The sequence below is a fragment of the Mixta theicola genome (assembly GCF_002895925.1).
GTDB lineage: Bacteria > Pseudomonadota > Gammaproteobacteria > Enterobacterales > Enterobacteriaceae > Mixta > Mixta theicola.
In genome coordinates this window covers 25,480-39,933 of record NZ_NWUO01000009.1, presented here as the reverse complement: position 1 = coordinate 39,933, position 14,454 = coordinate 25,480, and the positions used below count along the sequence as shown (strand labels likewise).

The window sequence follows — 14,454 nt, the reverse complement described above, 5'->3', positions numbered from 1 at the left end:
TCCGGTCAACTTGTTAAGGAGTAAACGATGCAGGCTTATTTCGATCAGATTGAACGCGTTAGCTATCAGGGGCCGGACGGCAGCGATCCGCTGGCGTTTCGTCACTATAATCCTGGGGAGATCCTGCTGGGCAAAACCATGGCGGACCATCTGCGCTTCGCTGCCTGCTACTGGCACACCTTCTGCTGGACCGGCGTGGATATGTTTGGCGTCGGGGCGTTCGATCGCCCGTGGCAAAAGGCGGGCGATGCGCTGGAGATGGCGAAGCGTAAGGCAGACGTCGCCTTTGAATTTTTCTATAAGCTGAACGTGCCTTTTTACTGTTTCCACGATATTGACGTCTCGCCGGAAGGCGATTCGATAAAAAGCTATCAGCGCAATCTGGCGCTGATGACCGAGGTGCTGCAGGAGAAACAGCAGCAAACCGGCGTTAAGCTACTGTGGGGCACCGCCAACTGCTTTACCCATCCACGCTACGGCGCGGGCGCCGCGTCGAATCCCGATCCGGAAGTGTTCGCCTGGGCCGCCAGCCAGGTTTGCAGCGCCATGCAGGCGACGCATCAGCTCGGTGGAGAAAACTATGTGCTGTGGGGCGGGCGTGAAGGTTATGAAACCCTGTTGAATACCGATCTGCGTCAGGAGCGCGAGCAGCTGGGCCGCTTTATGCAAATGGTGGTGGAGCATAAACATAAAAGCGGTTTCCAGGGCACGCTGCTGATCGAGCCGAAGCCGCAGGAGCCGACCAAACATCAGTACGACTACGATGTGGGCACGGTTTACGGCTTCCTGAAGCAGTTTGGTCTGGAAAAAGAGATTAAAGTTAACGTGGAAGCGAACCATGCCACCCTGGCGGGCCACAGCTTCCATCATGAAATTGCCACCGCCATTGCGCTGGGCATATTCGGTTCGGTAGACGCCAACCGTGGCGATCCGCAGCTGGGCTGGGATACCGATCAGTTCCCTAACAGCGTCGAAGAAAATGCGCTGGTGATGTATGAGATCGTCAAGGCGGGCGGCTTCTCTACCGGCGGGCTGAACTTTGATGCCAAAGTGCGGCGTCAAAGCACCGATAAATACGATCTGTTCTATGGCCATATCGGGGCGATGGATACGATGGCGCTGGCGCTGAAGGTTGCGGCGCGCATGATTGAAGCCGGCGAGCTGGATCGTCGCGTAGCGCAGCGCTACAGCGGCTGGAACGGCGAACTGGGCCAGCAGATTTTGCAGGGCGAAATGTCGCTGGCGGCGCTGGCTTCGCATGCGGAGCAGCATCAGTTTAATCCACAGCATCAGAGCGGGCGTCAGGAGCAGTTGGAAAACCTGGTGAACGGCTGGCTGTATCGTTAATTAATCAAAGGGAACCGCAGCATGGTTATCGGCATCGATTTAGGCACTTCCGGCGTTAAGGTGGTGTTGCTGAACGACGAGGGCGAGGTGGTGGCGAGCCAGACGGAAAAGCTAACGGTTTCCCGTCCGCAGCCGCTGTGGAGTGAGCAGGATGCCGATAGCTGGTGGCAGGCGACCGATAAGGCGATGCAGGCGCTGCGTCAGCAGCATTCGCTGAGCCAGGTTCAGGCCATTGGCCTGAGCGGTCAGATGCATGGCGCGACGCTACTGGATGCGCAGCATCAGCCGCTGCGACCGGCTATTTTATGGAACGACGGCCGCAGCCTGGCCCAGTGTCAGCAGCTGGAAGAGGCGGTGCCTGAGGCGCGGAAAATTACCGGCAATCTGATGATGCCAGGCTTTACCGCACCGAAGCTGCTGTGGGTGAAGCAGCATGAGCCGGAGATTTTTGCGCGTATCGCTAAAGTGCTACTGCCAAAAGATTATCTGCGCTGGCGGCTGACCGGCGATTTCGCCAGCGATATGTCCGACGCGGCAGGCACGATGTGGCTGGATGTGGCGCAGCGCTGCTGGAGCGAGACGTTGCTTAACGCCTGCGGACTGACCTCGGCGCAGATGCCGACGCTGTTTGAAGGCAACCAGATTACCGGCTATTTGCAGCCGCAGCTGGCGCAGCGTTGGGGAATGGAAAGCGTACCGGTGGTGGCGGGCGGCGGCGATAATGCCGCAGGCGCCGTCGGCACCGGGATGATTAACGCCGGGCAGGGCATGCTGTCGCTGGGCACCTCCGGCGTTTACTTCGTGGTAAGCGACGGCTTTCTGGCGAACCCGGAAAGCGCGGTACATAGCTTTTGTCATGCGCTGCCGGATCGCTGGCATCTGATGTCGGTGATGCTCAGCGCCGCCGTCTGTCTGGACTGGGCCGCCGCGCTAACCGGCTGCGCCGATGTACCCGCGCTACTGGCGGAAGCCGAACGGGCGCGAGCGGACGTGCCGCCGCTGTTTTTCCTGCCCTATCTTTCCGGCGAGCGTACGCCGCACAATAATCCGCAGGCGAAAGGGGTGTTCTTTGGGCTGACGCATCAGCACGGCAGGGCGGAGCTGGCGCAGGCGGTGCTGGAGGGCGTGGGCTATGCGCTGGCTGCGGGTATGGATGCGGTTCACGCCTGCGGTATCAGGCCATCCAGCATTATGCTGATCGGCGGCGGCGCCCGCAGCGCTTACTGGCGGCAGATGCTGGCGGATATTAGCGGACAAACGCTGGATTACTGCCACGGCGGCGACGTCGGTCCGGCATTGGGCGCCGCGCGTCTGGCGCGGCTGGCGCTGCATCCGAACCGGCCGCCTGAGGCGCTGTTGCCCACTCTGCCTTTAGCGCAGCGCCATCAGCCCGATGCGCAACGCCATCAACGCTATCAGGCGCGGCGTGCGCATTTCGCCAGGCTTTATCAGCAGCTTGCGCCGCTGATGGCGACTGAATCGTTGTAATGCCTTACCCGCTACGGAGGCTTAACGGAATAGGTTGCGCAGCAAGCTAACAGCCTCCGTAGCGATGTTTTCTTTCTCGTTTATCGTTTCAGCTCACACTCCAGCAATTTAACTGCCGAACTGTTGAATGAAGATCCACAATTTAGCGGACGAATCCACGGCAAATGATAATTAGAAGTTAAATATAAGTTAATAAATGGCCGTTATTTAACATTTATATCAAGGATAAGTATGATACAGTCGTCTAATTTAACTTAAAATTAACAAAATAGATGATGTAATTTAACAAAAATAAACAACGATCACATTTCATACAATTGAAATTCATCCTCTCTTCCCTTCGTTGATAACCTCCTTTCCATGACATGCCTCGGTCCCTAAAAAAGGTAACACTATGAAATTCAAACTTGCCCTGATCAGCGCAGCCCTGGTTTCTGCATGCATGTTGTCCGGTACGTCCGCTGCGGCGGAAAAATATGAAATTGCCGTGGTCGCTAAGGTTACCGGTATTCCCTGGTTTAACCGTATGGAAACCGGCGTCAACGAAGCCGCTAAAAAACTGGATGTTAACGCTTATCAAACCGGCCCTTCCACGCCAGATCCGGCGCAGCAGGTGAAAGTGATTGAAGATCTCATCGCCAAGAATGTTAACGCCATCATCGTGGTGCCAAACGATGCCAAAGTGCTGGAGCCGGTGCTGAAAAAAGCGCGCGATAAAGGCATTGTCGTGCTGACGCACGAATCTCCCGACCAGCAAATTGGTCAGTGGGATATTGAAACCATCGACAGTGAAAAATATGCCCAGGCCAACATGGATGAGCTGGCGAAGGATATGGGCAGTAAAGGCGGCTACGCCATTTACGTTGGCTCATTAACCGTGCCGCTGCATAACGCCTGGGCTGATTACGCCATTAAATACCAGAAAGAAAAATACCCGCAGATGTTTGAAGTCACCTCACGTCTGCCGGTGGCGGAAAGTATCGATAAATCCTACGCCACCACGCTGGATCTGATGAAAACCTATCCGCAGATGAAGGGCATTATCGGCTTTGGATCGCTCGGCCCTATTGGCGCAGGCCAGGCGGTGCAGAAGAAACGCGCAAAAGAGAAAATGGCCGTGGTGGGTATCGCTATGCCAGGACAGGCAGCGCCCTATCTGATGCGCGGCGATATTAAAAAAGCGCTGCTGTGGGACCCGAAAGATGCAGGATACGCGCTGGTAACCATTGCTGACCAACTGCTCCAGGGTAAAGAGGTGACGTCCGATCTGACCATTGACGGTTTAGGGAAAGCGGATGTCGATATGGAGAAGAAAGTGATCCGTTTTAATAAAATCCTCGAAGTCACGAAAGATAACGCGAAATCACTCGGTTTCTAAGGCTTTCCCTTAGTCAACGACCCCCGAACCGTAACGCCGGCCGTCTGGCCGGCAATATCATAAAGACGCATTTTAGCGGCCAAATGGGCGCTCGCAGGGGTATTGTCTATGACAGACACCACCGCATTTATCACTCTTGAAAATATCAGCAAGCAATTTCCAGGCGTGCTGGCGTTGGATAATGTCAATCTGACGCTGCAAAAAGGCGAAGTTCACTGTCTGGCGGGGCAGAATGGCTGCGGCAAAAGCACCATTATTAAAGTGATCTCCGGGGTTTATCATCCCGAAAAAGGGGCGCGGATACTGCTGGATGGCAAACTGTTCCATCATCTCACGCCGCAGCTTTCCAGCCATTACGGCATCCAGGTGATTTATCAGGATCTCTCGCTGTTTCCCAACTTCAGCGTGGCGGAGAATATCGCGGTTAACCGCTATCTGCCGGGCGGCGATATTTGGGTGCGCCGCGGCGCAATGAAACAGCAGGCGCTGGCGGCGATGCAACGCATCGGGATAAGGCTCGACCCCGACAAAAAAGTAGAAAAACTCTCCATTGCCGATCGCCAGCTGGTCGCCATTTGCCGCGCCATTGCCGCCGATGCCCGTCTGGTCATTATGGATGAGCCGACCGCCTCGCTGACGCGGCAGGAGGTTAACGGCCTGCTGAGGGTGGTTAACGAACTGAAGGCGGCAGGCATCTGCGTGGTATTTGTCAGCCACCGTCTGGATGAGGTGATGGAAGTGGCGGATCGTATCAGCGTAATGCGCGACGGCAGGCTGGTGGGTACTTTTCCGGCCCCGGAGCTGAACAGCCATGAGCTGGCGTTCCTGATGACCGGCCAACGCTTCCACTACAGCCCGCTGCCGGAAAAACCGCCTATCGAGCAGGAGCCGATGCTGGAGCTGCGCAACCTGAGCCGCAAAGGAAACTACAACAATATCAACCTGTCGCTGCGTAGCGGAGAGATTGTCTCCATCGTCGGTCTGCTGGGAGCGGGACGTACCGAGCTTTGTCTGAGCCTGTTTGGCATGACGCAGCCGGAAAGCGGTGAAATGCGCATTAACGGCCAGCCGGTCACGCTGCGCAACAATCACGATGCGATAAAGCATGGGATCGGTTACGTCTCAGAAGATCGTCTGACGCAGGGGCTGATCATGGAGCAGTCGATCTACGACAACACCATTGTTACGGTGTTTGATCGGCTCCACACCCGCAGCGGCCTGCTCGATCACCGCAAAGCCCACACTCTGGTGGCCGACCTGATAAGGGGACTGAATATCAAAGTTTCCGACCCGCAGCTGCCGGTAAAAACGCTCTCCGGCGGTAACGCGCAAAGGATAGCCATTGCCAAATGGGTGGCAACTAACCCGCGCATCTTAATTCTCGATTCGCCAACGGTCGGCGTAGATATTGCTAACAAAGAGGGGATTTACCAGATCGCCCGCGACCTGGCGGAGCAGGGTATGGCGGTGCTGATGATCTGCGATGAAATCCCGGAGGCCTATTACAACAGCCACCGCGTGCTGGTGATGCGTCGCGGCGAACTGGTGGCGGAGTTTAATCCTCATCGCTGCACGGAACAGGAGATTGCTGAAGTGGTGGAGGTGATCCATGAATAACCGCCTTTCTCGCTTAGTCGGACAACATGAGTTCTGGCTTGGACTACTGGTCATTGCCCTTGCCGTCGGGTTGAGCGTCAGCACCGATGAGTTTCTCTCGCTGGGTAACCTGACGGATGTCGCCACCAGCTACGCCATTCTTGGCATCCTCGCCTGCGGGCTGTTTGTGGTGCTGATCTCCGGGGGGATCGATATTTCTTTTCCGGCCATAACGGCCATTGCCCAGTATGCGATGGCGAGCTGGATTATCGCCCACGGCGGCAATTTCGCCCTGGCGCTGGTCATTTCCATCGCCGTTGGGCTGCTGCTTGGGTTGATCAACGGCTTTCTGGTCTACTGGCTGCGTGTTCCGGCGATTATCATTACCATCGCCACGCTGAACGTCTATTACGGGCTGCTGGTCTACGCCACCAGGGGCGTCTGGCTGTATGGCTTTCCGGACTGGTTTATGAATGGCATCAACTGGTTGTCATTCACCGCCGCTGACGGCTACGACTATGGCCTCACCCTGCCTCTGCTGTGTCTGGCGGCCACCATTATCTTTACCGCTCTGTTGATGAACTGCACCCGCCTCGGCCGTCAAATCTACGCGATGGGCGGCAACCGCGACGCGGCTTCGCGCCTGGGGCTGAACCTGCGCAGGCTGCACTTTTACGTCTACGGCTATATGGGCATTCTCGCAGGGATCGCCGCCGTGGTGCAGGCGCAGATTACCCAGTCTGTCGCGCCGAATTCGCTGATCGGCTTTGAACTGACGGTGCTGGCGGCGGTGGTGCTTGGCGGCACCAGCATGACCGGCGGTCGCGGAACCCTGACCGGCACGCTGCTCGGCGTCATCCTGCTGGCCTTTTTGCAAAACGGTCTGACGCTGCTTAGCGTCTCCTCTTACTGGCATACCGTATTCAGCGGCGCCATTATCCTGGTCAGTATCAGCGCCACGGCCTGGAATGAAAAACGCAAACTTGCAAGGGAGCTTTGAGATGAAATCGTTCGCCAGATTTTTGCCCGGTGATGCCATCATCCGCCTGCAGTGCGTGATTATTATCGTGGTTGCGCTGGCCTTTTCGTTACTGCTGGGCAACCGCTTTTTTAGCGTCGCCAATTTTCAGTCTATCGGCTCGCAGCTGCCGATCCTCGGGATGCTGGCGCTGGGAATGGGCATGACCATGCTGACGGGCGGCATTAACCTGTCGATTATCGCCGGGGCTAACAGCTGCTCGCTGGTGATGGCGGCGATTATCGTGAGCCATCCCGATAACCCGCTTTTTTTGCTGCTGGCCCTGCTGGCAGGGATCGCGGTAGCGGTCGCCATCGGCACGCTGAATGGGGCGCTGATCGCCTGGGTAGGCGTCTCGCCGATCCTCGCCACGCTTGGCACTATGACGCTGATCTCCGGCCTTAACATTCTGCTTTCCGACGGGACGGTTATTTCTGGTTTCCCGGCGGCGATCCAGTTTCTCGGTAACGCGACGGTAGCCGGTATTCCCGTCGCGCTGCTGCTCTTTTTACTGGTGGCGGTGTTGCTGTGGGTATTGCTGGAACATACGACGCTGGGCCGCAGCCTCTATCTGGTCGGCTCTAATGAACAGGCGACCCGTTACAGCGGCGTGAATACCGTGCGCGTTCAGATTGCGGTGTATGTCATTTCCGCCCTGCTCGGCTGGGTCGCCGCCATTTTGATGATGGCGAAATTCAATTCTGCGAAAGCTGGCTATGGCGAATCGTATCTGCTGGTGACCATCCTCGCGTCGGTACTCGGTGGCATCAACCCCGACGGCGGATTTGGCCGCATCGTCGGCCTGGTGCTGGCGCTTATTGTGCTGCAGATGCTGGAGAGCGGCTTTAATCTGCTGGGGATCAGCAGCTATCTGACGATGGCGCTCTGGGGCACCGTTCTCATTCTTTTTATCGCATTACAGAATCGTAAAGCCTGATTTCAGGAGAAAAAATATGGCGAGTTACTTCATTGGTGTGGATGTGGGAACCGGAAGCGCCCGCGCTGGCGTGTTTGATCTGAACGGCAGAATGGTCGGTCAGGCCAGCCGGGCCATTGAAATTTATCGTCCGCAGGCTGATTACGTAGAGCAATCTTCCGACAATATCTGGCAGGCGGTATGTAATGCGGTGCGTGATGCGGTAAACCAGGCGGATATTAACCCGATTCAGGTGAAAGGGCTGGGGTTTGACGCGACCTGTTCGCTGGTGGTGCTGGATAAAGAGGGCAAGCCGCTGACCATCAGCCCTTCCGGGCGCAGTGAGCAGAACATTATCGTCTGGATGGATCACCGGGCCATTACCCAGGCCGATCGCATCAACGCTCTGCATCATCGGGTGCTGGATTACGTCGGCGGCATTATCTCGCCGGAAATGCAGACGCCGAAACTGCTGTGGCTGAAACAGCATATGCCGAATACCTGGGCAAACGCCGGTTACTATTTTGACCTGCCGGACTTTCTCACCTGGCGCGCCACGGGCGACGATACGCGATCGCTCTGCTCTACCGTCTGTAAGTGGACCTATATGGGCCACGAAGATAAATGGGACGCCAGCTATTTTCGCCAGATTGGGCTGGAGGATTTGCTGGAGCATGATGCGGAAAAAATTGGCCGCTACGTAAAAACGATGGGTGAACCGCTCGGCTACGGACTGACGCAGCGTGCCGCCAGCGAAATGGGGCTGATTCCCGGCACGGCGGTCAGCGTGTCGATTATCGATGCCCATGCCGGCACGCTCGGCACGCTTGGCGCCTGCGGCGTCTCTGGCGAGGTGGCGGATTTCGACCGCCGTGTCGCGCTGATTGGCGGCACCTCGACAGGCCATATGGCTATCTCACAGCAGCCGCGCTTTATCAGCGGCGTCTGGGGACCATACTACTCGGCGGTGCTGCCGGAATACTGGCTCAATGAGGGCGGGCAGTCGGCCACCGGCGCGTTAATCGATCATATTATCCAGTCTCATCCCTGCTATGACACGCTGCTGGCGCAGGCAAAAACCCAGGGACAAACCATTTACGAACTGCTCAACGCGCTGCTGCGCAAGATGGCCGGAGAACCGGAAAAAATTGCCTTCCTGACCCGCGATATTCATATCCTGCCTTATTTCCACGGCAATCGCTCGCCGCGCGCGAATCCCACCTTAACTGGCGTCATTAGCGGCCTTAAATTGTCACGAACGCCGGAAGATATGGCGTTGCACTATCTGGCGACCATTCAGGCTATCGCGCTGGGAACACGCCATATTATTGAAACCATGAACCAAAGCGGTTACACCATTGACACTATTATGGCCAGCGGCGGCGGCACCAAAAATCCGGTGTTTGTGCAGGAACATGCCAACGCCACCGGCTGCGCCATGCTTCTGCCGGAGGAGAGCGAAGCGATGCTGCTTGGCAGCGCGATGATGGGCACCGTTGCGGCAGGTTTTTTCGACTCCTTCCCGGAGGCGATGTCGGTAATGAGCCGTATTGGTAAAACGGTTACGCCGCAGACTAACCACATCAAGCGTTACTACGATCGCAAGTATCAGGTCTTTCATCAGATGTACCAGGATCATATGAAGTACCGCCAGCTTATGCAGGAGGAGGCATGAACAGCTCGTGGCAGCAGGCCACCGGCGCGTGGCGCATCTACAGCGAAGCGCTAAATACGCTTGGTCAGCATTTAAATGAGCCGCTCTGGGCGTCATTGCTGGCGGAGTTGCGCAGCTGCAAAGGCAAGATTGTGGTGACGGGGGTGGGAACCTCCGGCATCGCGGCGCGGAAAATCGCCCATATGCTGGCCTGCGTCGAGCGCCCGGCTATTTACCTTAACGCCACCGATGCCGCGCATGGCGATCTCGGTTTTTTACGCGCCGACGATCTGCTTATTATGATTTCTCGCGGCGGTAATTCTGATGAACTGACCCGGCTGCTGCCTGGTCTGGCAGCCAAAAATATCCCCTTGCTCAGCGTAACCGAAAACGCCGATTCGGCGATTGCCCGCGCCTCCAGGCTGGTTATCTCAACTGGCGTGCAGCGCGAAGCCGATCCGCTAAATATGCTGGCCACCACCTCTATTATTCTGGTGCTGGCGATTTTCGATGCGGCCTGCGCCTGCCTGATGAGCGAGAGCGGCTATTCGAAAGAGACGCTGCTGGCGGTGCATCCGGGCGGCGATGTGGGGTTAACGCTAAGTCAGAAAAAGTAGCCTGATTAACTCACCAGATGGTGCCGATCGAGGCGGCGCAGCGCCAGCGCCAGCAGCAGGCTGCCCGCCAGCGTAACGGTAAAAACCAGCGTAATATCCAGCAGTGGCCACTGTTTATGGTCCAGATAGTGCGTACGCATAAAGTGGATAAGCAGCGCGTGAAAGCCGTAAATCGGCAGAGAGTGGCGCGAGATAAGCGCCAGTCCCGGCAAAGGCCGCTGGTTAAGGCAGTTTTTAAACCAGACAAACAGGCTCAGCGCGCCGATAAACACCAACGGCCCGCAGTAGAGATACCAGAGATCGGAAAACGCGCCGTTAATATGCAGCTCTTTTTTAGTGCCGACCGAGATGCCCGCCACGCAGGCAATAAACAGCAGCGCTGCCAGCCAGCTAACGCCGCGCCGGTCGGTATTCATGGTGCCAAGCGCGCGGCCCAGTAAGGCATACAGCAGATAATAGATGCTGTTTCCGCTGATATAGAGATTAATCGGCAGCCATTGAAAGCGGCCCGTTGTCTGGTCGGCGGTATTCGGATTCGCCAGCACCGCAACCACCAGAACCATCACGACGAGGTAGCGCGCCGTGGTCGGTTTCACCTGAATCAGCGGCGAAAACAGATAGATAGTGATAATCGCAAAGAAAAACCACAGGTGATAAAACACCGGCTTTTGCAGCAGATGCAGGAGCGAAAGTTTTTCGCTGATCGGCGTTAGCCAGCTGATGTAAATCAGCGCGACGGCGCTGTAAAACAGCAGGCACAGGACAATGCGCAGAAAATGCCGCGGCTGCGCGCTGCGTTCGCCGAAAAACAGGTAGCCGGAAATCATAAAGAACAGCGGTACGCAGACGCGTGAAGCGGAGTTCAGCAGATTAGCGCTATCCCAGGCGGATTCCGCGACCCGGTCGCTGTTGGTGATATACCAGGTGGTGGTATGGATCATAATGACCATCAGGCAGGCCACCGCGCGTAAATTATCTATCCAGCCAATCTTTTGCGCCGACATTTTTTCCTCATAAAGCGTGCACTTACGTTTATGAGGGTAGCCAGGCCACCGCGCTTCAACAACTTCCTGCCGTCAGGAATCAGATTTCATCCCGCCACCGCCCGCCTTTTAACCGCGTCGAAACAAAGCGGCGGCCAGACGAGATCACAGGCTGCATAACGCCCGGTCAAAGGGTATACTGACGCACACTTTTTTAACTCACCCGTATCGCGTGCGAATTCAACATGCAAAAGTTTGATACCAAGACCTTTCAGGGCCTGATCCTGACCTTGCAGGATTACTGGGCGCGTCAGGGCTGCACCATTGTCCAACCGCTGGACATGGAAGTAGGCGCTGGCACTTCTCACCCGATGACCTGCCTGCGCGCGCTGGGCCCGGAGCCTGTCGCCGCTGCCTATGTGCAGCCTTCACGCCGTCCCACCGACGGGCGCTACGGGGAAAACCCGAACCGTCTGCAGCACTATTACCAGTTCCAGGTGATCATTAAGCCTTCGCCGGACAACATTCAGGAGCTCTATCTTGGCTCGCTGAAAGAGCTGGGCATCGATCCTGGCGTTCATGACATCCGCTTTGTTGAAGATAACTGGGAAAACCCGACGCTGGGCGCCTGGGGTCTCGGCTGGGAAGTCTGGCTGAACGGCATGGAAGTGACGCAGTTTACCTATTTCCAGCAGGTTGGCGGCCTGGAGTGCAAACCGGTTACCGGTGAAATCACCTACGGCCTGGAGCGCCTGGCGATGTATATCCAGAGCGTCGATAGCGTTTACGATCTGGTCTGGAGCGACGGCCCGCTGGGTAAAACCACCTACGGCGACGTGTTCCATCAGAACGAAGTCGAGCAGTCCACCTATAACTTCGAATACGCCGACGTGGATTTCCTTTTCACCTGCTTTGAGCAGTATGAAAAAGAGGCGCAGACGCTGCTGGCGCTGGAAAAACCGCTGCCGCTGCCGGCCTACGAGCGCATTCTGAAAGCGGCGCACAGCTTTAACCTGCTGGATGCGCGCAAAGCGATCTCGGTAACCGAACGTCAGCGCTATATTCTGCGTATTCGCACCCTGACCAAAGCCGTGGCGGAAGCCTACTACGCCACCCGCGAGGCGCTGGGCTTCCCGATGTGCAATAACAACAAATAAGAGGCAGCCATGACTGACAAAACTTTTCTGGTGGAAATCGGCACCGAAGAGCTGCCACCAAAAGCGCTACGTAACCTGGCGGAATCTTTTGCCGCTCAGCTGACCGCCGAACTGGATAGCGCGGGTCTCGCCCACGGTGAGGTGAAGTGGTATGCCGCCCCGCGTCGCCTGGCGCTGAAGGTGGCCAACCTGAGCGCGGCGCAGCCGGATCGCGAAGTTGAAAAACGTGGCCCGGCCATCGCCGCGGCCTTTGACGCCAGCGGCGCGCCGACCAAAGCCGCGGAAGGCTGGGCACGCGGCTGCGGCATTACCGTCGATCAGGCGGAGCGTCTGAAAACCGATAAGGGCGAATGGCTGCTATATCGCGCCCAGGTGCAGGGCGAAAGCGCGCAGAAACTGCTGCCGGGCATGATCGCCACGGCGCTGGCGAAGCTGCCGGTGCCGAAGCTGATGCGCTGGGGCGACAGCGATGTACAGTTTGTGCGTCCGGTGCATACCGTTACGCTGCTGCTGGATGACGAGCCGATCCCGGCAACCATTCTGGGTATCGAATCAGGCCGCACGCTGCGCGGGCATCGCTTTATGGGCGAGCCGGAGTTCACTATCGATCACGCTGACCAGTATCCTGAGATTCTGGAAACGCGCGGCAAAGTGATGGCGGATTACGACGCGCGTAAGGCCAAAATCAAAGCGGACGCCGAAGCGGCGGCACGTCAGATCGGCGGCAACCCGGATCTGAGCGATAGCCTGCTGGAAGAGGTCACCTCGCTGGTCGAATGGCCGGTGGTGCTGACGGCAACCTTCGAGGAAAAATTCCTTGCGGTGCCGGCGGAAGCGCTGGTCTACACCATGAAAGGCGACCAGAAATATTTCCCGGTCTACGACAACGACGGCAAACTGCTGCCGCACTTTATTTTTGTCGCTAACGTGGAATCGAGCGATCCGCAGCAGATTATCGCCGGTAACGAGAAGGTAGTGCGTCCGCGTCTGGCCGATGCCGAGTTCTTCTTTAATACCGACCGTAAAAAACGCCTGGAAGATAATCTGCCGCGTCTGGAAACCGTGCTGTTCCAGCAGCAGCTGGGCACGCTGCGCGACAAGACCGACCGTATTCAGGCGCTGGCGGGCTGGATTGCTGGCCAAATCGGTGCCGACGTGAACCTGGCGACCCGTGCCGGTCTGCTTTCCAAATGCGACCTGATGACCAATATGGTGTTTGAATTTACCGACACCCAGGGCGTAATGGGCATGCACTACGCGCGCCATGATGGCGAAGCGGAAGAGGTCGCCGTGGCGCTGAATGAGCAGTATCAGCCGCGTTTCGCCGGTGACGATCTGCCTTCCAGCCCGGTAGCCTGCGCGCTGGCTATCGCCGATAAGATGGATACGCTGGCCGGTATCTTCGGTATTGGACAACATCCGAAAGGCGATAAAGACCCGTTTGCGCTGCGTCGCGCTGCGCTGGGCGTGCTGCGTATTATCGTTGAGAAGCATCTGCCGCTTGACCTGCAGACCCTGACCGAAGAAGCGGTGCGCCTGTATGGCAGCAAGCTGAGCAACGAGAAGGTGGTGGAGGAGGTCATCGACTTTATGCTGGGTCGCTTCCGCACCTGGTATCAGGAAGAGGGCCACAGCGTTGATACGATTCAGGCGGTGCTGGCGCGTCGTCCAACCCGTCCGGCCGATTTCGATGCGCGCATGAAGGCAGTTTCGCATTTTCGCACGCTGGAAGAGGCCGCAACGCTTGCCGCAGCCAACAAGCGCGTCTCTAACATTCTGGCAAAAGCCACCGAGCCGCTGAATGACAAGGTGCAGGCTTCGCTGCTGAAAGAGAATGAAGAGATCAAGCTGGCGACCTTTGTGACCGCGCTGGAAAGCAAGCTACAGCCGTGGTTCGCTGAAGGGCGTTATCAGGATGCGCTGATCGAGCTGGCGCAGCTGCGCGAAGCGGTAGATAACTTCTTCGACAAGGTGATGGTTAACGCCGACGATGCGGCGGTGCGGATTAACCGCCTGACGCTGCTGGCGAAACTGCGTCAGCTGTTCCTGCAGGTCGCGGATATTTCCCTGCTGCAGTAATCGCCGTTCTGTCATCATTTACGCCGGGCAATCTTTACAGGTTGCCCGGCGTTGTCGTTTTTAGTCCAGCCAGCTGTACTCGAATCAGAATAATTAGTGCGTTTCCTCACGCTTTTGGCCGTTACTTTTCCATTTGGTTGGAAACGGGCCGGGATTTGACGCCCTTCACATTTCCAGCCGACGCGAACGATAACACTGATTCCAGTATTTAAGACTGGAGT

Annotated in this window: 11 protein-coding genes; 10 read left to right on the top strand and 1 reads right to left on the bottom strand. The window is 57.0% G+C overall.

Annotated features, from left to right (window positions below; genetic code table 11):
- Positions 1–27: 27 nt before the first annotated feature.
- The 8 genes from xylA to COO59_RS12860 all read left to right on the top strand — a co-directional run bounded on the left by xylA (position 28) and on the right by COO59_RS12860 (position 10,014).
- Positions 28–1,347, top strand: coding sequence for a xylose isomerase (xylA, locus tag COO59_RS12895; protein ID WP_103060199.1), 1,320 nt, complete (start codon positions 28–30; stop codon positions 1,345–1,347).
- 21 nt (positions 1,348–1,368) lie between these two features.
- On the top strand, positions 1,369–2,835 hold the full coding sequence (gene xylB / locus COO59_RS12890; RefSeq protein ID WP_103060198.1) for a xylulokinase: 1,467 nt from the start codon (positions 1,369–1,371) through the stop codon (positions 2,833–2,835).
- A 394-nt stretch (positions 2,836–3,229) separates the two neighbouring features.
- Positions 3,230–4,213 (top strand): autoinducer 2 ABC transporter substrate-binding protein, encoded by a 984-nt coding sequence (locus COO59_RS12885; protein WP_103060197.1) that lies wholly within the window; start codon positions 3,230–3,232, stop codon positions 4,211–4,213.
- Positions 4,214–4,321: 108 nt separating this feature from the next.
- Entirely contained in the window at positions 4,322–5,830 is a 1,509-nt protein-coding gene (locus tag COO59_RS12880; protein ID WP_103060196.1) for a sugar ABC transporter ATP-binding protein, read from the top strand.
- Entirely contained in the window at positions 5,823–6,809 is a 987-nt protein-coding gene (locus tag COO59_RS12875; protein ID WP_103060195.1) for an ABC transporter permease, read from the top strand. Before COO59_RS12880 ends, COO59_RS12875 begins: the two co-directional genes overlap by 8 nt.
- Before the next feature lies 1 nt (position 6,810).
- Positions 6,811–7,764, top strand: coding sequence for an ABC transporter permease (locus COO59_RS12870; RefSeq protein ID WP_103060194.1), 954 nt, complete (start codon positions 6,811–6,813; stop codon positions 7,762–7,764).
- Positions 7,765–7,780: 16 nt separating this feature from the next.
- Positions 7,781–9,418 (top strand): FGGY-family carbohydrate kinase, encoded by a 1,638-nt coding sequence (locus tag COO59_RS12865; RefSeq protein ID WP_103060193.1) that lies wholly within the window; start codon positions 7,781–7,783, stop codon positions 9,416–9,418.
- A complete protein-coding gene (locus tag COO59_RS12860) occupies positions 9,415–10,014 on the top strand; it encodes a KpsF/GutQ family sugar-phosphate isomerase (protein WP_103060192.1) in 600 nt (199 codons plus the stop codon). The genes COO59_RS12865 and COO59_RS12860 overlap by 4 nt, the downstream gene beginning before the upstream one ends.
- Positions 10,015–10,019: 5 nt before the next feature.
- Here the strand turns inward: COO59_RS12860 and COO59_RS12855 are convergent, their stop codons facing one another.
- Positions 10,020–11,018, bottom strand: coding sequence for an acyltransferase (locus COO59_RS12855; RefSeq protein WP_103060191.1), 999 nt, complete (start codon positions 11,016–11,018; stop codon positions 10,020–10,022).
- A gap of 224 nt (positions 11,019–11,242) precedes the next feature.
- Here COO59_RS12855 and glyQ point away from each other — a divergent pair, with 224 nt between their 5' ends.
- Together glyQ and glyS are read left to right on the top strand one after the other, a co-directional pair.
- Positions 11,243–12,154 carry a glycine--tRNA ligase subunit alpha gene (gene glyQ / locus COO59_RS12850; protein WP_103060190.1) on the top strand — a complete coding sequence of 304 codons (912 nt, stop codon included), beginning with the start codon at positions 11,243–11,245 and terminating at the stop codon, positions 12,152–12,154.
- 9 nt (positions 12,155–12,163) lie between these two features.
- Positions 12,164–14,233, top strand: coding sequence for a glycine--tRNA ligase subunit beta (gene glyS, locus COO59_RS12845; protein ID WP_103060189.1), 2,070 nt, complete (start codon positions 12,164–12,166; stop codon positions 14,231–14,233).
- The last annotated feature ends 221 nt before the right edge of the window (positions 14,234–14,454 follow it).

Bases quoted from the DNA above. Each gene is read 5' to 3' on its own strand.
- xylA (WP_103060199.1), top strand. From the start codon at position 28: ATGCAGGCTTATTTCGATCAGATTGAACGCGTTAGCTATCAGGGGCCG.
- xylB (WP_103060198.1), top strand. From the start codon at position 1,369: ATGGTTATCGGCATCGATTTAGGCACTTCCGGCGTTAAGGTGGTGTTG.
- COO59_RS12885 (WP_103060197.1), top strand. From the start codon at position 3,230: ATGAAATTCAAACTTGCCCTGATCAGCGCAGCCCTGGTTTCTGCATGC.
- COO59_RS12880 (WP_103060196.1), top strand. From the start codon at position 4,322: ATGACAGACACCACCGCATTTATCACTCTTGAAAATATCAGCAAGCAA.
- COO59_RS12875 (WP_103060195.1), top strand. From the start codon at position 5,823: ATGAATAACCGCCTTTCTCGCTTAGTCGGACAACATGAGTTCTGGCTT.
- COO59_RS12870 (WP_103060194.1), top strand. From the start codon at position 6,811: ATGAAATCGTTCGCCAGATTTTTGCCCGGTGATGCCATCATCCGCCTG.
- COO59_RS12865 (WP_103060193.1), top strand. From the start codon at position 7,781: ATGGCGAGTTACTTCATTGGTGTGGATGTGGGAACCGGAAGCGCCCGC.
- COO59_RS12860 (WP_103060192.1), top strand. From the start codon at position 9,415: ATGAACAGCTCGTGGCAGCAGGCCACCGGCGCGTGGCGCATCTACAGC.
- COO59_RS12855 (WP_103060191.1), bottom strand. From the start codon at position 11,018: ATGTCGGCGCAAAAGATTGGCTGGATAGATAATTTACGCGCGGTGGCC.
- glyQ (WP_103060190.1), top strand. From the start codon at position 11,243: ATGCAAAAGTTTGATACCAAGACCTTTCAGGGCCTGATCCTGACCTTG.
- glyS (WP_103060189.1), top strand. From the start codon at position 12,164: ATGACTGACAAAACTTTTCTGGTGGAAATCGGCACCGAAGAGCTGCCA.